Annotated in this window: 21 protein-coding genes; 19 read left to right on the top strand and 2 right to left on the bottom strand. The window is 71.6% G+C overall.

Annotated elements, in window-relative coordinates; translation table 11 throughout:
- Positions 1–40 precede the first annotated feature (40 nt).
- Both QSJ97_RS01690 and QSJ97_RS01695 read left to right on the top strand, forming a co-directional pair.
- A complete protein-coding gene (locus QSJ97_RS01690) occupies positions 41–886 on the top strand; it encodes a glycosyltransferase family 2 protein (protein ID WP_285669758.1) in 846 nt (281 codons plus the stop codon).
- Positions 886–1,224 (top strand): lipid-A-disaccharide synthase N-terminal domain-containing protein, encoded by a 339-nt coding sequence (locus QSJ97_RS01695; RefSeq protein WP_285669759.1) that lies wholly within the window; start codon positions 886–888, stop codon positions 1,222–1,224. The genes QSJ97_RS01690 and QSJ97_RS01695 overlap by 1 nt, the downstream gene beginning before the upstream one ends.
- On the opposite strand, the gene QSJ97_RS01700 is transcribed toward QSJ97_RS01695, so the two are convergent.
- Positions 1,193–1,849 (bottom strand): VPLPA-CTERM sorting domain-containing protein, encoded by a 657-nt coding sequence (locus tag QSJ97_RS01700; RefSeq protein WP_285669760.1) that lies wholly within the window; start codon positions 1,847–1,849, stop codon positions 1,193–1,195. The two genes, QSJ97_RS01695 and QSJ97_RS01700, sit on opposite strands and share 32 nt — an antisense overlap.
- 188 nt (positions 1,850–2,037) lie before the next feature.
- Here QSJ97_RS01700 and QSJ97_RS01705 point away from each other — a divergent pair, with 188 nt between their 5' ends.
- The 9 genes from QSJ97_RS01705 (at position 2,038) to QSJ97_RS01745 (ending at position 12,789) form a co-directional block, all read left to right on the top strand.
- Positions 2,038–3,636 (top strand): ABC transporter substrate-binding protein, encoded by a 1,599-nt coding sequence (locus QSJ97_RS01705; protein ID WP_285669761.1) that lies wholly within the window; start codon positions 2,038–2,040, stop codon positions 3,634–3,636.
- Positions 3,637–4,113: 477 nt separating this feature from the next.
- Complete coding sequence (gene ugpB / locus QSJ97_RS01710) at positions 4,114–5,418, top strand: sn-glycerol-3-phosphate ABC transporter substrate-binding protein UgpB (RefSeq protein ID WP_285669762.1); 1,305 nt, start codon at positions 4,114–4,116, stop codon at positions 5,416–5,418.
- A gap of 370 nt (positions 5,419–5,788) precedes the next feature.
- Positions 5,789–6,472, top strand: a complete 684-nt coding sequence (locus QSJ97_RS01715) for an SDR family oxidoreductase (RefSeq protein ID WP_285669763.1) — start codon at positions 5,789–5,791, stop codon at positions 6,470–6,472.
- Between the two features lie 186 nt (positions 6,473–6,658).
- Entirely contained in the window at positions 6,659–7,675 is a 1,017-nt protein-coding gene (locus tag QSJ97_RS01720; RefSeq protein ID WP_285669764.1) for an ABC transporter permease subunit, read from the top strand.
- Positions 7,672–7,986, top strand: a complete 315-nt coding sequence (locus tag QSJ97_RS01725) for a hypothetical protein (protein WP_285669765.1) — start codon at positions 7,672–7,674, stop codon at positions 7,984–7,986. Before QSJ97_RS01720 ends, QSJ97_RS01725 begins: the two co-directional genes overlap by 4 nt.
- 64 nt (positions 7,987–8,050) lie before the next feature.
- Positions 8,051–8,995 carry an ABC transporter permease subunit gene (locus tag QSJ97_RS01730; protein WP_285669766.1) on the top strand — a complete coding sequence of 315 codons (945 nt, stop codon included), beginning with the start codon at positions 8,051–8,053 and terminating at the stop codon, positions 8,993–8,995.
- Positions 8,996–10,075, top strand: a complete 1,080-nt coding sequence (locus tag QSJ97_RS01735) for an ABC transporter ATP-binding protein (RefSeq protein WP_285669767.1) — start codon at positions 8,996–8,998, stop codon at positions 10,073–10,075. It abuts the gene before it with no gap.
- Positions 10,076–10,240: 165 nt separating this feature from the next.
- Entirely contained in the window at positions 10,241–11,452 is a 1,212-nt protein-coding gene (locus QSJ97_RS01740; protein ID WP_285669769.1) for a hypothetical protein, read from the top strand.
- A 182-nt stretch (positions 11,453–11,634) separates the two neighbouring features.
- On the top strand, positions 11,635–12,789 hold the full coding sequence (locus tag QSJ97_RS01745; RefSeq protein ID WP_285669770.1) for an iron-containing alcohol dehydrogenase: 1,155 nt from the start codon (positions 11,635–11,637) through the stop codon (positions 12,787–12,789).
- Between the two features lie 192 nt (positions 12,790–12,981).
- Here the strand turns inward: QSJ97_RS01745 and QSJ97_RS01750 are convergent, their stop codons facing one another.
- Positions 12,982–13,809, bottom strand: coding sequence for a hormone-sensitive lipase (locus QSJ97_RS01750; protein ID WP_285669771.1), 828 nt, complete (start codon positions 13,807–13,809; stop codon positions 12,982–12,984).
- Positions 13,810–13,976: 167 nt separating this feature from the next.
- Here QSJ97_RS01750 and QSJ97_RS01755 point away from each other — a divergent pair, with 167 nt between their 5' ends.
- The 8 genes from QSJ97_RS01755 to QSJ97_RS01790 are packed head-to-tail and all read left to right on the top strand — an operon-like array spanning position 13,977 to position 20,091.
- Complete coding sequence (locus QSJ97_RS01755) at positions 13,977–15,137, top strand: ABC transporter substrate-binding protein (protein ID WP_285669772.1); 1,161 nt, start codon at positions 13,977–13,979, stop codon at positions 15,135–15,137.
- Complete coding sequence (locus tag QSJ97_RS01760; protein ID WP_285669773.1) at positions 15,137–15,565, top strand: YfjT/YkfB family phage-associated protein; 429 nt, start codon at positions 15,137–15,139, stop codon at positions 15,563–15,565. The genes QSJ97_RS01755 and QSJ97_RS01760 overlap by 1 nt, the downstream gene beginning before the upstream one ends.
- A 12-nt stretch (positions 15,566–15,577) precedes the next feature.
- On the top strand, positions 15,578–16,297 hold the full coding sequence (locus QSJ97_RS01765; RefSeq protein ID WP_285669774.1) for a 3-keto-5-aminohexanoate cleavage protein: 720 nt from the start codon (positions 15,578–15,580) through the stop codon (positions 16,295–16,297).
- Entirely contained in the window at positions 16,294–16,740 is a 447-nt protein-coding gene (locus QSJ97_RS01770; protein WP_285669775.1) for a hypothetical protein, read from the top strand. Before QSJ97_RS01765 ends, QSJ97_RS01770 begins: the two co-directional genes overlap by 4 nt.
- Entirely contained in the window at positions 16,737–17,654 is a 918-nt protein-coding gene (locus QSJ97_RS01775; protein ID WP_285669776.1) for a branched-chain amino acid ABC transporter permease, read from the top strand. The genes QSJ97_RS01770 and QSJ97_RS01775 overlap by 4 nt, the downstream gene beginning before the upstream one ends.
- Positions 17,647–18,657, top strand: a complete 1,011-nt coding sequence (locus QSJ97_RS01780; protein WP_285669777.1) for a branched-chain amino acid ABC transporter permease — start codon at positions 17,647–17,649, stop codon at positions 18,655–18,657. Before QSJ97_RS01775 ends, QSJ97_RS01780 begins: the two co-directional genes overlap by 8 nt.
- The gene (locus QSJ97_RS01785) at positions 18,650–19,402 is read left to right on the top strand and encodes an ABC transporter ATP-binding protein (protein ID WP_285669779.1); all 753 of its coding nucleotides are present in this window, start codon (positions 18,650–18,652) and stop codon (positions 19,400–19,402) included. Before QSJ97_RS01780 ends, QSJ97_RS01785 begins: the two co-directional genes overlap by 8 nt.
- Positions 19,402–20,091, top strand: a complete 690-nt coding sequence (locus tag QSJ97_RS01790) for an ABC transporter ATP-binding protein (RefSeq protein ID WP_285669780.1) — start codon at positions 19,402–19,404, stop codon at positions 20,089–20,091. The genes QSJ97_RS01785 and QSJ97_RS01790 overlap by 1 nt, the downstream gene beginning before the upstream one ends.
- Position 20,092 lies beyond the last annotated feature (1 nt).

Consider the following 20,092-nt stretch of genomic DNA (forward strand, 5'->3'; position numbering starts at 1 on the left):
CCTTTCATGGCCTATGGTCGCGCGCAGCCAGGAGACACCGATGCCTGATCCCGCCGGCGCCCCGCACCCGAATGCTCCGCGCTTCACCGTCGTCGCCCCGATGCTCAACGAGGCCGATGCGGTGATGCCGATGGCCGAGGAGATCGCCGAGGCCTGCGCCGGGCTCGGCCCGTTCGAGGCGATCTTCGTCAATGACGGCTCAACCGACGACACCGCCGAGCGCATCGCCGAGGCGCGCCGCAGCCATCCCTGGCTGCGCGAGCTGCGCCATGCCCGGCCCTGCGGGCAGTCGGCCGCGGTGCGCTCCGGCGTGCTGGCGGCGCAGGGGCCCTACATCGTCACCATCGACGGCGACAACCAGAACCCGCCGGGCGAGATCCCCAAGCTGGTGCGGCCGTTCCTCGAGGGCGCGCGGGCCGGGGAGCGGCCGCTCGGCCTCGTCGCCGGCCAGCGCGTCGGGCGCAAGGACACCGCCTCCAAGCGCCTCGCCTCGCGCCTCGCCAACGGGCTGCGCGCGCGCATCCTCGGCGACGACACCCGCGACACCGGCTGCGGCCTCAAGGCGTTTCCCCGCGCGGTGTTCCTCGCCCTGCCCTTCTTCGACCACCTGCACCGCTACCTGCCGGCGCTGGTCAAGCGCGAGGGCTATTCGGTGATGCTGGTGGATGTCAGCCACCGGGCGCGCGAGACCGGCAGCTCGAAATACACCAATTTCGGGCGCGCCTTCGTCGGCGTGCAGGACCTGCTCGGCGTCTGGTGGCTGATCCGCCGGCGCAAGCTGGCGGAGGTCGTGGCGCTCGACCCGGGCATGGCGGCGCCGGTGGAGACCCCGGCAACGGCGCCGGTCGCGGCCAGCGCCGCCGGCATGCCGGAGCAGGCCGGCTGATGGAGAGCCTCGCCGCCGTCTGGGCCGCGGCGCCGGGCTGGCTGATGCACGTGCTGCTGGTCGACAGCGTCTGGGGCGTCTGGGTGGCGCTGTTCGGGCTGCTGGCGCAGGCGGTCTTCATGGCGCGGATGCTGGTGCAGTGGATCGCCTCGGAGCGGGCCCGCCGCTCGGTGGTGCCGGTGGCGTTCTGGTGGCTCTCGCTGGGCGGCGCGGCGATGCTGTTCGTCTACGGCATCCTGCGCGAGGACATCGTGATCATCCTCGCCCAGGCCTTCGGCGTCGTGGTCTATATCCGCAATCTCGCGCTCATCCGCGCCGAGGCGCGCGGGCGGCCCTGACCGCGCCGAGCGCGCCGAGACCGCCCAGCAGGAGCAGCACCGAGGCCGGCAGCGGCACGTCGCTCGCGGCGCTGACGGTCAGCCGCAGCGTGTTGTTGCCGAACATCCACTCATAGACCCCGGGGTCGGCGCCGATGGTCGCGAGATCGGTGCCCGAGAGCTCGGCCCTGCCGTCGAGCGGGGTGTTCGAGGCATACCCCTGCGGCAGCTCGATCTGCACATGTGGCGCCGCAAGATCGGATTGCTTCAGGAACAGGAAGAAGAAGCTGTCGCCGAAAACGGCAGGCATGGTGTCGAAGACACTCCCTGGCGTGCCGAAGTTTTGCGGCCCGGAGCTCATCAGGGAATAGTAGCTATCGCGGGTTTCCCCCGCTTTCGAAACAGTGAAACCGTTCTGGTACTCGTAGAAACCGGGGCTCTCGAGGCCGGGCCTGATGAACGCGCTGTTGGAAAAGGGTGTCGCCGTACCGGAAAAGTTAAAACCCGTCAGATCGACGGTGCCGGAATACTCGAGCCGAACGATCGGGCCGTCCTCGAAGAGGGAAACATCGACCAGCATCGCCGAGGCGTTGCCTGCGGCGAGGAGAAACGCCGCGGTCGCTCCGGCCATCCTCGACAGGGTCATCGCGTGCCTCCATTCCGAAAACCGAACATTACGTAGCGCTAGCACATCGTCGCAGCGCTGTCGACGCGCCTGCCGGGCGCCCGCTGCCGCGAGGGAATAGGATTTTGCCCGGCGCCGGATGGGCGCTAGGCTGTGCAGACATAAACCCGGACGGGGCCACGGTCCCTCTGCACAAGGAAGACACAGGGATGATCACACTCGAGACGCTGAAGGCCCAGCTCAAGGCTGGGCGGATAGACCGACGCCGCTTCATGGAAGGCGCGCTGACGCTCGGCGCCACCGTCGCCGGCGCCGAGGCGATGATGGGCCGCGCGCTCGCCGCGCCCTCGTCGGGCGGCACCTACAAGCAGGCGCTGACCGGCGGCGCCACCTCCGACTCGATGGATCCCGCCAAGATCCTCGACAGCTACATGATCAACGTCAGCTCGCAGCTGCGCAACAACCTCACCGAGATCGGGCCGGACAACCAGCTCCGCGCCGAGCTGGCCGAGAGCTGGGAGGCCAGCGCCGACGCCGCCACCTGGACCTTCAAGCTGCGCAAGGGCGTGGAGTTCACCAACGGCAAGTCGTTCGCCGCCGAGGACGTGGTGGCGAGCTTCCAGCACCACATGGGCGAGGGCACCGAGAGCGCCGCCAAGGGCCTCGTCGAGCAGATCGCCGAGGTCAGGGCCGATGGCGCCGAGACCGTGGTCTTCACGCTCACCGGCGGCAATGCCGACTGGCCCTTCCTCGTCTCCGACTACCACCTGCCGATCTGCCCGGCGAAGGGCGACGGCAGCATCGACTGGGAGAGCGGCACCGGCACCGGCGGCTACAAAGTGGTCAGCTTCGAGCCCGGCGTGAACACCGTGGTCGAGCGCAACCCCAACTACTGGAAGGAGAACGCGGCCTATTTCGACTCGATCGAGAACCTGTTCATCGCCGACAGCACCGCGCGCACCTCGGCGCTGATCTCGGGCAAGATCCACAGCCAGTCGAACCTCGACCTCAAGACCATCGACCTGATGGAGAAGAGCCCGAACCTCGTGGTGCTGCCGACCTATGGCAACAAGCACTGCACCTTCCCGATGGATTCGACCGCCGCCCCCTTCGACAACAACCACGTGCGCCTCGCGCTGAAGCTGGCGATGGACCGGGCGCAGATGGTCAAGACCATCCTGCGCGGCTATGGCGAGGCCGGCAACGACCACCCGATCGGCCCGGCCAACACCTACCGCGCGACGCCGGAGGAGCTCGAGCCCCGCGACTTCGATCCGGACAAGGCGAAATTCCACCTCAAGCAGGCCGGGCTCGACAAGCTCTCGGTCGAGCTCTACGTCGCCTCCACCGCCTTCGAGGGCTGCGTCGAGGCCGGCTCGCTCTACCAGGAGACCGCGCGCAAGGCCGGCATCGAGATCAACCTCAACCGCGCCCCCGACGACGGCTACTGGTCGAATGTCTGGCTGAAGAAGCCGTTCTGCGCCAGCTACTGGGGCGGCCGGCCCACCGAGGACTGGATCTTCTCGCAGATCTACGCCAAGGGCGTCGACTGGAACGAGGGCAAGTGGGACCACGACCGCTTCAACGCGCTGCTGGTCGAGGCCCGCGCCGAGCTCGACACCGGCAAGCGCCGCGAGATCTATGTCGAGATGCAGCGCATCCTGCGCGACGAGGGCGCCTCGATCATCCCGCTCTTCATGGCCTATACCCACGCGGTGGCGACCGATATCCACCTGCCCGAGCAGGTCGCGTCCAACTGGGAGCTCGACGGCCACAAGAACGGCGAGCGCTGGGCCTTCAAGGCCTGACCGGCCGGCGGCCCCCGCGGGCATCGCGCCCCGGGGCCGCCCCCTCCGCGCGCCCACCGGCCAGGGCACGCCCACCCGCCCACCCCGCGCCCCGCCCGGCGGTCGCGCGGAGGGGCGCGGGCGGGATCGGCGGCAGGGCGCCGCCCTTGCAGCGGCCCGGCCCGCCCGGGTCTCGGGTCGCCGCGGTCTCGGGTCGCCGCGGTCTCCGGTCGCCGCGGTCTCGGGTCGCCGCGGTCTCGGGTCGCCGCTCCGGCCGCGCGCCGGCCGAGCGGGGCGCGGGTGGGCGGGCGGGGCGCGCCGCTCGGCCGGCGCGTGGCCGGAGCGGGCCGGAGAAGCCTGCCGCTGTCACGAAAGTTGCACGAAACCGACGCAAACAGGTTACGGTTTTCTGGCCTAAGGCGGGGCGTCCGCCGCCCATGTCGACAGGCCATGCGCGGACGCCCCTGCCCGCGCCAAATCTCAGAGGAGGACACCCCCATGTCGATTTCCCGGCTTGCGCTTGCCGCCGCCATCGCCGCCGCGCCGGCCTTCGCCATCGCGAAGACCGAGGTCCAGTTCTGGCACGCCATGGGCGGCCAGCTCGGCGAGATCACCGACAAGTTCGCCGCCGACTTCTCCGCCGGCCACGCGAGCTGCACCGTCACCTCGTCCTACAAGGGCAACTATACCGAGACCATGAACTCGGCGATCGCCGCCTTCCGCGCCGGCGAGCAGCCGCATATCGTGCAGGTCTTCGAGGTCGGCACCGCGACCATGATGGCCGCCGAGGGCGCGATCTATCCGGTCGAGCAGCTGATGACCGAGACCGGCACGCCGTTCGACCGCTCGGCCTATCTGCCGGCGGTGATCTCCTACTACACCACCCCCGAGGGCGAGCTGCTCTCGCTGCCGTTCAACTCCTCCTCGCCGGTGCTCTGGTACAACAAGACCAAGCTCGACGAGCTCGGCATCGCCGTGCCGGCCACCTGGGACGAGCTCGAGGCAGCCGCCGCCAAGGCCAAGGAAGCCGGCGTCGAGGCGCCGTTCTCCTTCGGCTGGCAGAGCTGGACGCAGATCGAGAACTATTCCGCCTGGCACAACCTGCCCACCGGCACCAGGGAGAACGGCTTCGCCGGGCTCGACACCGAGTTCACCTTCAACAACGAGCACGTGGTGAACCACATCGCCCGGATCCAGCGCATGGGCGAGCAGGGGCTCTTCAAGTATGGCGGCCGGCGCGGCGACAGCCGGGCGATGTTCGTCAACGGCGAGGCGATCTTCTGGATCAACAGCTCGGCCTATTACGGCGGCTTCGCGCAGGACATCACCGACTGGGAATTCGCCCAGACCATGATGCCGCTCGACACCGCGGTGGCCGATGCGCCGCAGAACTCGATCATCGGCGGCGCCACGCTCTGGGTGCTGCGCGGCCGCGAGGCGGCGGAGTACAAATGCGTGGCCGAGTTCCTCGCCTTCCTGTCCGAGGCGGAGAACCAGGCCTACTGGCACCAGACCACCGGCTACGTGCCGATCACCACGGCGGCCTACGAGCTCTCCCGCGAGCAGGGCTTCTACGAGACCTCCCCCGGCACCGACACCGCGATCAAGCAGCTCTCGCTGAACGAGCCGACGGTCAATTCCAAGGGCCTGCGCTACGGCAACTTCGTGCAGATCCGCGACGTGATCAACGAGGAGCTGGAGGCGGCCTGGGCCGGTGACAAGACCGCCAAGGAGGCCCTCGACACCGCCGTCGAGCGCAGCAACGCGCTGCTGCGCAAGTTCGAGGCGGCGCACGCCCGCTGATCCGCGGCGACGCTGCCGAACCAGTCGAGGGGGCCGGCCCGTCCGGCCCCCCTTTCCCCCCGCTCGGTGCCGCGCCGCTCCCCGGCAGGTCGCACCCGCCGGAGCCCCCGCCCCAGCAGGTCCCGCGCCAGTCTCCGGCCCAGGCGCAGCCCGCCCGGCCCCTGTCGGGCGCGGGGCCGGCCCGCAGCGCAACGCGCCGCCGCCGACCATGGGTGGGCTCTTGAAACGGATCGTCCGGGGGCGGGGCCTCGACAGGGTGGGGGAGGCGGCGGCCCTGCCCGCGCGATCCCGCATGGCGGCGCCGGGCCGGGCTTGACCCCTGCCCGCGCCCGCCCCAGCCTGCCGGACCGGAGCAGAGGGAGAGACCATCATGGACAAGGTTCTGGCGATCACGGGCGCCTCGACGGGGATCGGGGCGGAGACCGCGCGGCAGGCGGCGGCGGCAGGCTGGCGGCTGGTGCTCGGCGCCCGCACGGAGGCCAGGCTGGCGGCGCTGGTGGCCGAGCTCGGCGAGGACCGGGCGCTGGCGGTGCCCTGCGACGTGCGCGAGATGGCGGCCTGCGAGGGGCTGGTGGCGGCGGCGCTGGCGCGCTTCGGCCGGCTCGACGCGGTCTTCGCCAATGCCGGGCTCGGCGCCTCGCGGCCGGGGCTCGACGAGGGCGACCCGGAGAACTGGGCCGAGATGGCGGCAACCAACATGCTCGGCCTCGCGCAGACCGCGCGGGCCGCGATGCCGGCGCTGCGCGACAGCCGCGGGCAATTCGTCATCACCGGCTCGGTGGCCGGGCGCAAGGTGCTGAAGGGCTCCTTCTACGGCGCGACGAAATGGGCGGCCAACGCCTATGGCTACAACCTGCGCGAGGCGCTCGCCGGCAGCGGCGTGCGGGTCACGGTGATCGAGCCGGGGATGGTCGACACGCCGTTCTTCGACGAGCCGAAGCCGCAGGGGCTGGAGGCCGGCGACGTCGCCCGCTCGGTGCTGTTCGCGCTGTCGCAGCCGCCGCATGTGGAGATCCACGAGCTGGTGATCCTGCCCTGCCGGGCGGAGGACTGACCGCGGCGGGGCGCCCGGCCCGGCCGGCGCGCCCCGGCCGGCAGCACGGCCGGCGCCCCGGCCAGCGCTCAGGCCAGCGCCCCGGGTGCCTGCGGCCGCGCCACCTTGGTGCTTGCAATCTCCCTGTCACATCGTTCTGTTAAGCCCGCTCGCGACGCATCACGAGCCGGGGAGAAGGACAGGGCGATGGCCGACCGACGCACGGGCTTCTCGGGACGCGCGCTGCCGCTCATGCTGGTGGCGCCGCAGATCCTTGTGACGCTGCTCTTCTTCGTCTGGCCGGCGGTGCAGGGGGTCTATACCTCGTTCTTCCTCGACCAGGGCTTCGGCGGGAATCGCGCCTTCGTCGGATTCGGCAACTATGCCGAGCTGTTTGCCGATCCGCTCTATCTGCAGAGCTTCGTCACCACGCTGGTCTTCAGCGCCGCGGTGACCGTGCTGGCGATCGGCATCGCGCTGGTGCTGGCGCTGGCGGCGAACCGGGTGGTGCGCGGCGCGCTCGGCTACCGCTCGATGCTGATCTGGCCCTATGCGGTGGCGCCCGCGCTGGCCGGCGTGATCTGGTATTTCCTGCTCAACCCCTCGGTCGGCGTGCTGGCCAACTGGTACGACGCCGTCGCCCCGGCCGCCAATGCCGCGCTGGACGGGCTGACCGGCGCCCCGGCCGGCGCCACCGGGGCGGAGACGGGGGCGGAGACGGGGGCCGAGACGGCGGCGTCGGCAGACCCGGGCTGGTGGGCCTGGCTGCGGCTGCCCGAGGAGTGGAACCACTATACCGACGGCCGGCAGGCCATGGCGCTGGTGATCATCGCCTCAGTCTGGAAGCAGGTCTCCTACAACTTCCTGTTCTTCCTCGCCGGGCTGCAGTCGATCCCGCGCTCGCTGATCGAGGCGGCGGCGATGGACCATGCCGGGCCCTGGCGGCGGTTCTGGTCGATCACGCTGCCGCTGCTCTCGCCGACCACCTTCTTCCTGCTGGTGGTCAACATCGTCTATGCCTTCTTCGACACCTTCGCGACGATCCATGCCACCACCTCCGGCGGGCCGGCGCAGGCGACGACGACGCTGGTCTACCAGGTCTACCGCGCCTATGAGAGCACCGACTATTCCGGCTCGGCGGCGCAGTCGGTGGTGCTGATGGGGCTGGTGATCGGGATGACGATGATCCAGTTCCGCTATGTCGAGCGGAGGGTGGTCTATTGAGCGGCGCGTCACCGGAGCGGCAGGCGGTGCTCGGCGACCTGCCGGAGAACCAGCTCACGCTGATGTGCCGGCACGTGTTCCTGCGCGAGCGGCCGGTGGCCTATGCCGAGCCCACCGAGGAGGGCATCCTGGTGCTCGCCTGCGGCGCCGAGGATCACGGCGACGGGCCGGAGGACTGGCTCTCGGCGAGCTATGGCGCGGTGGCGGCGGCGGATCCCAGCCTTGCCGCCTGCCCGCCGATCCCGCTTGGCCGGGCGGCGGAGCGCGCCGGGCCGGACACCCCCTGGCAGATCACGGAGCCCGAGACATGAGCGCCCCCTTCGCCCTGCCGCCCTGCGGCGCCGGCCCGGAAACCCTGCGCGGGGAGTGCGCACGATGATCGAGCGGCGGCCTGTCCTGACCTTCCTCACCCATACCGTGCTGATCTTCGGGGTGCTGGCGATCTGCTTCCCGCTCTGGATGGCGCTGGTGGCCTCGACCCATGACGGCTCGCGCCTCAGCCAGGACCCGCTGCCGCTCTGGTTCGGCGACCAGGGGCTGGCGACCTACACCAAGCTGATGACCGAGGGCGCGGCGGGCGCGGGCACCGCCTCGGTCGGGCGGATGCTGCTGAACTCGGCGATCATGGCGGTCGGCATCACCGCCGGGAAGATCGCGATCTCGCTGACCGCGGCCTATGCCATCGTGTTCTTCCGCTTTCCGTTCCGGATGATCTCGTTCTGGCTGATCTTCGTGACGCTGATGCTGCCGGTCGAGGTGCGCATCCTGCCGACCTTCGACGTCGCCGCCGACATGCTGAAGCCGGTGCGCTCGCTCTGGGACGTGATCGCGGGGGATGCGCTGTTCTCGCAATGGCTGGGCTACGAGGTGCGGCTCGAGATCCCGCGGCTGTCGCTGCTCAACAGCTATCCCGGGCTGATCCTGCCGCTGATCGCCTCGGCCACCGCGACCTTCCTGTTCCGCCAGGTGTTCCTGACCATCCCGGACAGCCTGGTCGAGGCCGCCAAGATGGACGGCGCGGGGCCCTGGCGCTTCTTCCGCGACATCCTGCTGCCGATGTCGCGCACCAACATCGCGGCGCTGACGATCATCCTCTTCATCTATGGCTGGAACCAGTATGTCTGGCCGCTGGTGGTGACCACCGATGCCGACTACACCACCGTGGTGATGGGCATCCAGCGCATGGTGAATTCCGGCGAGGCGCTGCCCGTCTGGCACGAGATCATGGGGACCGCGGTGCTGGCGCTCCTGCCACCGGTGATCGTGGTGCTTGCGATGCAGAAGCTCTTCGTCAAGGGCCTGACCGAGCAGGAGAAGTAAATGGCAACCGTGGTGATGGAGGGGCTCTCCAAGACCTATCGGGGGGGTGTGGACGCGGTCTCGGGGGTCGATCTCGAGATCCGCGACGGCGAGCTGATCGTGATCGTCGGGCCGTCGGGCTGCGGCAAGTCCACGCTGCTGCGCATGGTGGCGGGGCTGGAGAGCATCACCGCCGGCAGCCTGCTGATCGACGGGCAGAAGGTGAACCGGCTGGAGCCGGCCGAGCGCGACATCGCCATGGTGTTCCAGAACTACGCGCTCTACCCGCACATGACGGTGTTCGACAACCTCGCCTACGGGCTGAAGAACCGGGGCGAGTCGCGCTCCGAGATCCGCCGCAAGGTGCGCGCAGCGGCCGAGAGCCTCGAGCTCTCGGAGCTGCTGAAGCGCAAGCCCTCCGAGCTTTCCGGCGGGCAGCGCCAGCGCGTCGCCATGGGCCGCGCCATCGTGCGCCAGCCCAAGCTGTTCCTGTTCGACGAGCCGCTCTCCAACCTCGACGCCAAGCTGCGCGTCTCGATGCGGCTCGAGATCAAGCGGCTGCAGCGCGAGCTCGGCACCACCTCGCTCTATGTCACCCATGACCAGGTCGAGGCGATGACCCTGGCCGACCGGCTGGTGGCGATGAACGGCGGCCGGGTCGAGCAGGTCGGCACGCCGATGGAGCTCTACCGCGAGCCGGCGACGCTCTTCGTCGCGGGCTTCATCGGCTCGCCGGCGATGAACATCCTGCCCGGCACCGTGCGCGACAGGGCGGTCTGGTTCGGCGATGTCGGCTTCAGCCAGCTCGACCGGCCGGACGGCGAGACCGTCTCGATCGGCATCCGGCCGGAGCATTTCATCCTGCGCCCGATCGGCGCCTCGCCGCTCGGCGGCACGGTGGAGCTGGTCGAGCATCTCGGCTCGGACGTCTTCGTGCATGTCGACGTGCTGCGCGAGCGCGAGATGCACCGCCTCGTGGTGCGCCTGCGCGACGGCAACATCCCCGAGGAGGGCACCGGGATCGGCGTCGATCTCGAGCCCGGCAAGCTGCGCCTGTTCGATGCCGACGGCGCGGCGATCGCACCGCCCGGCCGGCGCTGAGCGGCCTTCCCCCGCCGGCATGGCGGGATCAGACCGGAAATTGCGGAACCCTGCGCCCCCTGTGCTCCGCGACACAGGGGGGCCGGCCGGTCAACTCCATATTCAGACCAACGGGCGAGGCTAGCCTCGCCTGTCTGGGTTGAACGGGAGCAAGGGAGCCGATCCATGCCGAAGGAAAAGATGATCTCCGGGAACTGGTGGGGCGAAGTGAAGAAGGCCGCCTCGCCGAAATACATCGAGTGGGAGGCCAACCCCATCGAGGTGACGGTCGATTTTCCCAAGGAGCTGCACGAGAAGCTGAAGAAGGATCCGCTGCTGCTGCAGAAGCTCTCGGATGGCGGTTCGGAGAAATACAAGGCCTTCATCGCCTCGGCCGCGAAGAAGGTGAAATCGACCGAGTCCGACCTCGAGAAGCTCTCGAAGGAGTTCGAGAAAGACAAGGACATCGTCGCCTTCGGCAAGAAGTGGGACGCGATCCAGGAGAAGTTCGTCCGCGAGATGCGCACCGAGGTCGAGAGCGCCGAGAAGGAGATCGACAAGGGCATCATGGATGCCTTCGCGAAATACCAGAAGACCAAGAAGGAGTACAAGGGCTACAAGATCCGCTCCGGGATCAAGCTGGGCCTGAAATTCGCCGCGCTCGGCTTCGCCATCGCCAAGCTGGTGGGCACCTCGGGCGCCGACCTGATGGCCTGGCGCAGCCTGGTGCGCGATTCGATCAAGACCGTCAGCGAGATCGGCAAGCTCTGCGTCTCGGCCGAGACCTTCCGCAAGGCCACCGAGAAGCAGCTCAAGGTGGTGCTCGCCTGGCAGGCCAAGCTCGGCGACGGCAAGGGCGTGACCACGGCCGAGGTCGGGCTCGGCCTACTGAAGGCGGTGATCGGCACCGATTGCGAGATGTCGATCGACGCGGTGGGCGCCAACGTCAAGCAGTTCCGCAACAAGCTGAAGGGCGTCGAGCTCTCGGCGCACAAGGCCGCCAAGGAGCTGCAGCTCGCGCTCAACCGGATGGACAGCGTGAAGGCCGAGGTGCCGGCCGACATCAAGTCGGAGATGGCCACGCTGGAGACCGATGTGCGCGACCTCATCACCAAGGTCAGCGACCTGATGGGCGATGTGAACAAGGGCATCGACTGGGCCAACACCGTCGAGAAGATCGTGACCGACATCAAGAAGGCCAAGAGCATCACCCATCTCTCGAAGATGGTGAAGGCGCTCGAGAGCGCCGCCGACATTGCCTCCTCGGCCAGCGGCTGGGCCGATTTCGCCGACAAGGGCGACAAGCTCGGCACGCGGATCGTCAAGCAGACCATCACCGTCGGCAAGAACATCGACCGCTGGCAGGACGACGTGAAGAAGACGCTGAAGGCCGCCTGAGGCCCGGCGCGCCGGCAGAGACATGGCGGCGCGGCGTGGCGGGAGCCGCGCCGCGCCCGCCCCACGCGGCGCCCCGCCGCCCCGCCCCGTTGCACCGTGCCCCGCCGCCCCGCGCCGCAGGGATTTGACATCGCCCCCGCGCGCGGGGAGGATCCGCCGAAACCACGCCCCCGGAGGAGCCGATGACCCCGTTCACCTTCCAGACCACCCCGCATGTGCTCGCCGGCTCCGGCCGCACCGCCGAGATCGGCGGGCTGCTGGCGGCGCGCGGCGTCTCGCGCGCGCTGCTGGTGACCGATGCGGGGGTTCTCGGCGCCGGGCTCTGCGCCGCGGCGCTCGAGGGGCTCGCGGCGGCCGGCGTGGCGGTGGAGACCTGGTCGGATGTCGAGGCCGACCCGCCCGAGGCCAAGGTTCTGGCGGCAGTCGAGGCCGGCCGCGCCGCGGGCGTCGAGGCGGTGGTCTCGATCGGCGGCGGCTCGCCGATGGACACCGCCAAGCTGGTGGCGCTGCTGCTCGGCAGCGACCAGCCGCTCGGCGAGATCTACGGCGTCGGGCTGGCCCGCGGCACCCGGCTGCCGCTGGTGCTGGTGCCGACCACCGCGGGCACCGGCTCGGAGGTGACGCCGATCGCCATCGTCACCACCGGGGCGGCGGAGAAGAAGGGCGTGGTGGCGCCGCAGCTGCTGCCCGATGTCGCGGTGCTTGACGCGCGCCTGACCACCGGGCTGCCGGCGCATGTCACCGCCGCCACCGGGATCGACGCGATGGTGCATGCGATCGAGGCCTTCACCTCGCGCCACCGCAAGAACCCGCTCTCCGACTGCCTGGCGCGGGAGGCGCTGCGCGCGCTCGGGGCGAACATCCGCACCGCCTGCCGCGAGCCGGAGAACCTCGATGCCCGCGGCGCCATGCTCTACGGCGCGATGCTGGCGGGAATGGCCTTCGCCAATGCGCCGGTGGCCGCGGTGCATGCGCTGGCCTATCCGCTGGGCGGGCATTTCCACGTGCCGCACGGGCTCTCCAACGCGCTGGTGCTGCCGCATGTGCTGGCCTACAACCGCCCCGCCGCGGAGGCCGCCTATGCCGAGCTGGCGCCGCTGATCTTCCCCGAGCTCGGCGCCCACGATCCCGAGATGCGGGTGAGCGGGCTGATCGACGGGCTGGCGGCGCTGGGGCCGGAGCTCGGCCTGCCGGCGCGGCTCGGCGCGCTCGGGATCTCGAACGATCACCTGCCGATGCTGGCGACGGATGCGATGAAGCAGGAGCGGCTGCTGGTCAACAACCCCCGCGAGATGACGCTGGAGGCGGCGCAGGCGATCTACGCCGCCGCCCTCTGACCGGGCCCGCCGGCGCCCCCCACCCCTGACGGACCTGCGCCGGCTGCACGCGCTGGCGCAGCCCACCCGGTCGCCGGCGGGCGGTTGCGCCAGGCCCCGGGCGGAACGCCCCGCCGCCTCCCGTGGGTGGGCTCTTGAAAGCCCTGTCCGAGGGCGGAGCCTCGACAGGGTGGGGGAGGCGGCGGTCCGCGCTCAGACCCCGAGCCAGGCCCGGGTGATCGGGCTCTCCGGATCGGCCAGCGCCTCGATCACGCTGAAATGGTCGTGCCCGGCATCCTCGACATGGCACACATCGGCGCCCTGCAGGGCCCAGATCCCGGCGATCAGCCGCGCCTGCGCGCGCAGCGCCGGCAGCTCCGCCGCACCGACCCAGGCCGTGACCGGCACCCCCGGCAGCGGCTCGCGCAGCGCCGGGCTCTCGGCCCGCGCCATCGCCAGATCGAGCTGCAGCACCGGGTTCATCGGCGTCCGCATCAGCGGGCGCAGGTCGTGCAGGCCGCTGATCGAGAGCACCCCCGCGACCCGCTCAGCGGTGCCCTCCGGCAGCATTCCCGCGCAGGCGAGGCGCGCCGCGAGATGGCCGCCCGCCGAGTGCCCGGAGAGCCGGATCGGCCCCGGCACCCGCTCCGCCGCGCGTTCCACCGCCGCGGCGACCTCGCGGCCGATCCCGGCGATGCTGGCATCCGGGCAGAGCGTGTAGCCCGGCATCGCCACCGCCCAGCCCCGGGCCAGCGCGCCGGCGGCGAGGTGGTGGAACATCTCCGGCCCGTTGCGCATCCAGTAGCCGCCATGGATGAACACCGCGAGCCCGGCGGCCTCTCCGGCGGGCCGCAGCAGATGCACCCGGTTGCGCGCGCCGGGCCCGTAGGCCACCGCTTCCGGCGCGATCCCGGTCTCCGCGACGAAGCGCTGCGCCGCCGCCGTCCAGACCTCCGGCAGATCCCCGGCCCCCGGCACCGCGGCGCGGTTGTCATAGGCCGTCTCCCAGTCGATCGCTCCGCCGTCCGCATGCCCGCTCATCGCGCCCTCCCCGTCCCGGCTCAACAGGCCGGCAGCCTCCCCGATCCCGCGCCGGGGCGCAAGCCGCGGCGGGGGCCGCGCCGAAAGGGGCTGGAATTCTTCCGCCCGCTGCGCTCAAGTCACGGCAATCCGCCGGAACCGACACAACAGGGAATGGGAGACCCGCCATGCCGTCCACCGCGCTCAAGACCCTGCTCGCCGCTGCCCTCCTCGGGCTGCCGGCGGCACTGCCCGCCAGCCTGCCCGCCGCCGCGGCGGAGGTGAAGATCGGCATGATCACCACGCTGACCGGCGGCGGCAGCCATCTCGGCATCGACGTGCGCGACGGCTTCGAGCTGGCCCTCGCCGAGGCCGGCCGCGACGACGTCACCCTCATCGTCAAGGACGACGCCCGCAAGCCCGACCTCGCCAAGCAGCTCTCCGACGAGATGATCCAGCGCGAGGGGGTCGATATCCTCACCGGCATCATCTGGTCGAACCTCGCCATGGCGGTGGTGCCGCCGGCGGTGCGCCAGGGGGTGTTCTACCTCTCGCCGAATGCCGGGCCGAGCGCGCTCGCCGGCAAGCTCTGCCACGAGAACTATTTCAACGTCGCCTGGCAGAACAACGACCTGCACGCCGCGATGGGCGGGCACATGAAGGATGCCGGGCTGGCCAAGCCGTTCATCCTGGCGCCGAACTACCCGGCGGGGACCGACGCGCTCACCGGCTTCAAGTCGACCTATGGCGAGGCGGTGGCGGGCGAGGTCTACACCAAGCTCGGGCAGAAGGACTATGCCGCCGAGATCGCGCAGATCCGCGCCTCGGGGGCCGATTCGGTCTATTTCTTCCTGCCGGGCGGCATGGGCATCGCCTTCATGAAGCAGTATGCCGCGAGCGGCGTGGAGCTGCCGGTCTACGGCCCCGCCTTCTCCTTCGACGAGATCATCCTGAAGGCGGTGGGCGATGCGGCGCTCGGGGTCAAGAACACCAGCCAGTGGGCCTATGACCTCGACGTGCCGGCCAATGTCGCCTTCGTCGCCGCCTTCCGCGAGACCTACGGCCGCACGCCGACGCTCTACGCCTCGCAGGGCTACGACACCGCGCGGCTGATCCTCGCGGCGCTCGACAAGGCGCATCCGGACGATGCCGACGCCTTCCGCGCGGCGCTCGAGGCGGCCGAGTTCGAGAGCACCCGCGGCAAGTTCCGCTTCAACAGCAACCACCACCCGATCCAGGACATCCATGTCCGCGAGGTGGTGGCCGGCGAGGGCGGGCCGACCAACAGGCTGGTCGGCGTCGCGATCGCCGACCGGGCGGACGATTTCGCCGCCGAGTGCCGGCTCTGATGCGGCGGGGCGGGCTGCTGCTGGCGGGGCTGCTGGCCTCGGCCGGGGCCGCCGCGGCGGAGCCCGCCCGCTCCGGCGACTGGGTCTGGGAGGAGCGCGGCGGCCGGCGCGTCGCCGCCACCGAGACGGCGGACGCCCGGCTCGAGGTGACCTGCGGCGCCGGCGCGGGCGCCGTCGCGGTGACGCTGGCGGGGGTGCCCCCGGCCGAGGGCGACCGGCTGGTGTTCTCGGCGGATGGCGGGGCGGCGATCTCGGCGCGCGCCAGCGGCGGGGCGATCGGCAGCGCCAGCGCGCTCGAGGCGGTGCTGTTCCGCGGCATCGTCGCGATGATCCGCAAGGGCCGGGTGCTGGAGGTCGCGCTGCCCGACGGCCGGGCGGCGGCGTTCTCGCTCGGCGGCTCGGCCGCCGCCATCGGGCCCGCCTGCTGAGGGAGAGAACCAATGCTGCAAGCCTGTCTGAACGGGGGCCGCGATCCGGCCGAAGCCGCTACCGTGCCGCTCACCCCGGAGGCGCTGGCCCGCGATGCGCTGGCCGCCCGGGCTGCGGGCGCCGCCTGCCTGCACATCCACCCGCGGGACGCGGGCGGCGCCGAGACCCTGGCCGCCGGCCCGGTCGGCGCGGCGCTGTCGGCGGTGCGCGCGGCGGTGCCCGGGATGCCGGTCGGGGTCGGCACAGGGGACTGGATCGCGCCCGGCGGCCGCGCCCGGCAGGCCGGCATGGCCGCCTGGGCGGTGCAGCCCGACTATGCCTCGGTCAACCTCAACGAGCCGGATGCGCCGGAGGTGATCGCGCTGCTGGCGGCGCAGGGCGTCGCCACCGAGGCCGGGATCTGGGACGAGGCCGATGCCGCGCGGTTCCTCGCCGAGATCGACCCCGCCCATTGCGTGCGGATCCTCGTCGAGATGCCCGATGCCGCGCCCGCCGAGGCGCTGGCGCTGGCCGACCGGGTGCTGGCCCGGCTCGCCGCGGGTGGCAACCGGCTGCCGGTGCTGCTGCACGGGATCGGCGCCTCGACCTGGGCGATGATCGCGCGGGCGGGCGAGCTGGGGCTCGACACGCGCATCGGTTTCGAGGATGTCACGCATCTGCCGGATGGCAGCCCGGCGCCCGACAACGCGGCGCTGGTCACCGCCGCCCGGAGGATGCTGGAGACCCGATGACCCGCCCTGCCGCCATGCTGCTCGCGCTCGCCCTCGCCCCCGCTGCCGCGGCGGCGGACGACTGGCGGTTCGCCATGGGCCAGGGGCTGCTGCAGTGGCGCGCGGTCTCAGACGACGGCCATACGGTGCTCGCGGTGGTCTGCGATGCCGGCAACGGGCAGCTCGGCAGCGCGGTCGGCATCGAGAGCGGGGCCGAGGCGCATGATCTCGGCCATCTGAGCCGGGCCTACACCTATGACGAGGTGCCGAAGCTGGTGGTCGGCCTCGCCGCGCCGGAGCCGGACGATCCCGGCTCGCGCGACGGGGCGGTGTTTGCCGAGATGCTGGACGATCTCGCGGAGCACGACATCCTGAGCGTGGTGCTGCCGGATGGCGGGCTCGCGGTGTTCGCCATCGCGGGCCCGGAGGACGGGTTCGCCGATTGCGGCACGGGCGGGCAATGAGCGCGGCCTTCCTGATCGAGCAGGGGCTGAACGGCCTGCAGTTCGGCGTCATGCTGTTCCTGATGGCGGCCGGGCTCACGCTGATCTTCGGCGTGATGGGGGTGATCAACCTCGCCCATGGCGCGCTCTACATGGTGGGCGCCTTCGCCTGCGCGCTGGTGGCGCCGGAGGCCGGCTTCTGGGCCGGGCTCGGCGCCGGGATCGTGGCGGCGGCGGGGCTCGGCGCGCTGATCGAGCTCTCGGTGATCCGCCCGCTCTATGCGCGCGACCATCTCGACCAGGTGCTGGCCACCTTCGCGCTGATCCTGATCGTCTCGGAGGGCGCGCGCATGGTCTCCGGCGGCCGTCCGCTCTGGCTCGACATGCCGGCCGCGCTGGCCGGCTCGGTGACGCTGCCCGGCGGCGTGCCCTATCCGGTCTATCGCCTGGCGCTGATCGGCGCCGGGCTCGGCGTCGGGCTGCTGCTCTGGCTGCTGATCCGGCAGACGCGGCTCGGCATCCGCATCCGCGCCGGCCAGGCCGACCGCGAGATGATCGACGCGCTCGGGGTCGACATCGCCCGGCTCTACACGGTGGTCTTCGCGCTCGGCGCCGGGCTGGCCGGGCTCGCCGGCGCGATGGTCGGGGCGCTGCAGTCGGTGGAGGTCGGCATGGGCGAGCCGGTGCTGATCCTGGCCTTCGTGATCATCGTGATCGGCGGCATCGGCTCGATCCGGGGGGCCTTCGTGGCGGCGCTGCTGGTCGGGCTCACCGACACCGCTGGGCGGATCTTCCTGCCGGCGCTGCTGGCGCTGGCCTGGCCGCCGGCCGAGGCCACCGCGATCGGCTCGGCGCTGGCCTCGATGTCGATCTACGTGCTGATGGCGGCGGTGCTGGCGGTGCGCCCGCGCGGGCTGTTCCCGGCCCATGGCTGAGGCGGCGGCGGAGATCGCGGCGCCGGCCCGGCGGCGCCTGCCCGAATGGGCGGTGAACGCGGCGATCGCCGCGGCGCTGCTGGCCTGGCCGCTGCTCGCCGACGCGGCGGGCGAGCCCTGGTGGGCCGGCCTCGCGGCCAAGGCGGCGATCCTGGCGCTGGCCGGGGTCGGGCTCAACCTCGCGCTCGGCTATGGCGGCATGGTCAGCCTCGGCCATGCCGCCTTCTTCGGCATCGGCGGCTATGTCGCGGCGATCTCGGCCGATGCGGCGTTCAGCGGCGCCGGCGTGCTCGGCCTGCCGGGCAGCGACCGGATGCTGCCGATCTGGCTCGCGGCGATGGCGCTCTCGGCGCTGGTGGCGCTGGGGATCGGGGCGATCTCGCTGCGCACCGAGGGCGTCTATTTCATCATGATCACCCTCGCCTTCGCGCAGATGATCTACTACCTGGCGATCTCCTGGCCGGCCTATGGCGGCGAGGACGGGATGCCGATCTATCTGCGCAACGGCTTTCCGGGGATGGACACCAACGCCCCGTTGGATTTCGCGCTGGTCTGCCTCGGCGCGCTGGCGGCGGCGCTGCTGCTCTCGTGGCGGCTGACCGAGGCGCGCTTCGGCCGGGCGCTGATCTGCGCGCGGATGAACCCGCTGCGGCTGGCGACGCTGGGCATGGAGCCGTTCCCGGTCAAGCTCGCCGCCTTCGTGATCTCGGCCGCGATCACCGGGCTGGCCGGCGCGCTCTATGCCGATCTCAACGGCTATGTCAGCCCGGCGATGCTCGGCTGGCACACCTCGGGCGAGATCATCGTCTTCGTGATCCTCGGCGGCACCGGGCGGCTCTTTGGCCCGGTCGCCGGGGCGGTGCTCTATGTCTGGCTCGAGACGCTGCTCGGCGGCGTCACGGTGCACTGGCAGATGGGGCTGGGCCTGGTGCTGCTCGGGGTGGTGCTGTTCGGCCGCGGCGGGCTGATCGGGCTGCTCTGCGGGGCGCGGCGCCATGGCTGAGGCGGCGCCGGTCCTCGAGGTCTCGGGCCTCAGCAAGCGGTTCGGCGCGCTGATCGCGACCGACGCGGTGGATCTCGACATCCGCCCCGGCGAGATCCACGCGCTGATCGGGCCGAACGGCGCCGGCAAGTCGACGCTGGTGGCGCAGATCGCCGGCCAGCTCGCGCAGGATGCCGGGGAGATCCGGCTCGCCGGGCAGGAGATCAGCGGCCTCTCGGTGGCGGCGCGGGCGCGGGCCGGGCTCGGGCGCACCTTCCAGGTGACCTCGGTGGCGCTCGAGCTCTCGGCCCTCGGCAACGCGATGCTGGCGGTGCAGGCGCGCGCCTCGGGCCTCTGGGGCTTCTGGCGCCGCGCGGCGGCCGACCGGCGGCTGATCGAGCCGGCGATGGCGGCGCTGGCGCGCTTCGATCTCGACGGGCGGGCGCAGGTGCCGGCGGCCGCGCTCTCGCATGGCGAGCGGCGCCAGCTCGAGCTCGCGATGGCGGCGGCGCTGGCGCCCCGGGTGCTGCTGCTCGACGAGCCGATGGCCGGCCTCGGCGCCGGCGGCGTCGGCCCGCTCTCCGACATCCTCGAGGGGCTGAAGGCGGAGACCCCGATGCTGCTGATCGAGCACGACATGGACGCCGTGTTCCGGCTGGCGGACCGGATCTCGGTGCTGGCCGAGGGCCGCATCGTCTTCGCCGGCAGCGCCGCCGAGGTGCAGGCCTCGGCACTGGTGCGCGAGATCTATCTGGGGACGGCGTGATGCTGAGGCTCGAGGGCGTGACCGCGGGATACGGGCCGGTGCAGGCGCTGTTCGGCGTCGATCTGGCGGTGGCGCCGGGCCAGGTGGTGGCGCTGATGGGCCGCAACGGCATGGGCAAGACCACGACGATCCGCGCGGTGATGGGCCTCGCCGCGACCTGGGGCGGCCGGGTGCTGCTGGAGGGACGCGACCTCGCCGGGCTCGCGCCCAACGCCCGGGCGCGGCTCGGGCTCGGGCTGGTGCCCGAGGGCCGGCGCTGCTTCGCGCCGCTCAGCGTTGCCGAGAACCTGCGCGCCAGCGCCCGCCCGGGGCCCTGGGACCGGCGCGCGGTGGAGGCGCTGTTCCCCCGCCTCGCCGAGCGGCGCGGCCAGCGCGCCGGCACCCTCTCCGGCGGCGAGCAGCAGATGCTGGCGATCGCCCGGGCGCTGATGACCAATCCGCGGATCCTGCTGCTCGACGAGGCCACCGAGGGGCTGGCACCGGCGATCCGCGGCGAGATCTGGTCGGCGATCACCCGGCTGAAGGCCGAGGGCGAGGCGATCCTGCTGGTCGACAAGTCGGTGCGCGAGCTGCTGCCGCTGGCCGATGCCTGCATGGTGCTGGAGCGCGGCCGCAGCGTCTGGTCCGGCCCGCCGGCGGCGCTGACACCGCAGCTCGCCGGGCGCTATCTCGGGCTCGCGGGGGCCTGAG

Origin of the sequence: Paralimibaculum aggregatum (genome assembly GCF_030270585.1) — a bacterium.
Classification (GTDB): domain Bacteria; phylum Pseudomonadota; class Alphaproteobacteria; order Rhodobacterales; family Rhodobacteraceae; genus Thermohalobaculum; species Thermohalobaculum aggregatum.

What these genes read in the sequence shown, in the direction of transcription:
- QSJ97_RS01785 (WP_285669779.1), top strand. Translation starts at nt 18,650, where the DNA reads ATGGCTGAGGCGGCGCCGGTCCTCGAGGTCTCGGGCCTCAGCAAGCGG.
- QSJ97_RS01745 (WP_285669770.1), top strand. Translation starts at nt 11,635, where the DNA reads ATGACCCCGTTCACCTTCCAGACCACCCCGCATGTGCTCGCCGGCTCC.
- QSJ97_RS01720 (WP_285669764.1), top strand. Translation starts at nt 6,659, where the DNA reads ATGGCCGACCGACGCACGGGCTTCTCGGGACGCGCGCTGCCGCTCATG.
- QSJ97_RS01760 (WP_285669773.1), top strand. Translation starts at nt 15,137, where the DNA reads ATGCGGCGGGGCGGGCTGCTGCTGGCGGGGCTGCTGGCCTCGGCCGGG.
- QSJ97_RS01700 (WP_285669760.1), bottom strand. Translation starts at nt 1,849, where the DNA reads ATGACCCTGTCGAGGATGGCCGGAGCGACCGCGGCGTTTCTCCTCGCC.
- QSJ97_RS01750 (WP_285669771.1), bottom strand. Translation starts at nt 13,809, where the DNA reads ATGAGCGGGCATGCGGACGGCGGAGCGATCGACTGGGAGACGGCCTAT.
- QSJ97_RS01755 (WP_285669772.1), top strand. Translation starts at nt 13,977, where the DNA reads ATGCCGTCCACCGCGCTCAAGACCCTGCTCGCCGCTGCCCTCCTCGGG.
- ugpB (WP_285669762.1), top strand. Translation starts at nt 4,114, where the DNA reads ATGTCGATTTCCCGGCTTGCGCTTGCCGCCGCCATCGCCGCCGCGCCG.
- QSJ97_RS01765 (WP_285669774.1), top strand. Translation starts at nt 15,578, where the DNA reads ATGCTGCAAGCCTGTCTGAACGGGGGCCGCGATCCGGCCGAAGCCGCT.
- QSJ97_RS01740 (WP_285669769.1), top strand. Translation starts at nt 10,241, where the DNA reads ATGCCGAAGGAAAAGATGATCTCCGGGAACTGGTGGGGCGAAGTGAAG.
- QSJ97_RS01715 (WP_285669763.1), top strand. Translation starts at nt 5,789, where the DNA reads ATGGACAAGGTTCTGGCGATCACGGGCGCCTCGACGGGGATCGGGGCG.
- QSJ97_RS01775 (WP_285669776.1), top strand. Translation starts at nt 16,737, where the DNA reads ATGAGCGCGGCCTTCCTGATCGAGCAGGGGCTGAACGGCCTGCAGTTC.
- QSJ97_RS01790 (WP_285669780.1), top strand. Translation starts at nt 19,402, where the DNA reads ATGCTGAGGCTCGAGGGCGTGACCGCGGGATACGGGCCGGTGCAGGCG.
- QSJ97_RS01730 (WP_285669766.1), top strand. Translation starts at nt 8,051, where the DNA reads ATGATCGAGCGGCGGCCTGTCCTGACCTTCCTCACCCATACCGTGCTG.
- QSJ97_RS01770 (WP_285669775.1), top strand. Translation starts at nt 16,294, where the DNA reads ATGACCCGCCCTGCCGCCATGCTGCTCGCGCTCGCCCTCGCCCCCGCT.
- QSJ97_RS01735 (WP_285669767.1), top strand. Translation starts at nt 8,996, where the DNA reads ATGGCAACCGTGGTGATGGAGGGGCTCTCCAAGACCTATCGGGGGGGT.
- QSJ97_RS01695 (WP_285669759.1), top strand. Translation starts at nt 886, where the DNA reads ATGGAGAGCCTCGCCGCCGTCTGGGCCGCGGCGCCGGGCTGGCTGATG.
- QSJ97_RS01690 (WP_285669758.1), top strand. Translation starts at nt 41, where the DNA reads ATGCCTGATCCCGCCGGCGCCCCGCACCCGAATGCTCCGCGCTTCACC.
- QSJ97_RS01780 (WP_285669777.1), top strand. Translation starts at nt 17,647, where the DNA reads ATGGCTGAGGCGGCGGCGGAGATCGCGGCGCCGGCCCGGCGGCGCCTG.
- QSJ97_RS01705 (WP_285669761.1), top strand. Translation starts at nt 2,038, where the DNA reads ATGATCACACTCGAGACGCTGAAGGCCCAGCTCAAGGCTGGGCGGATA.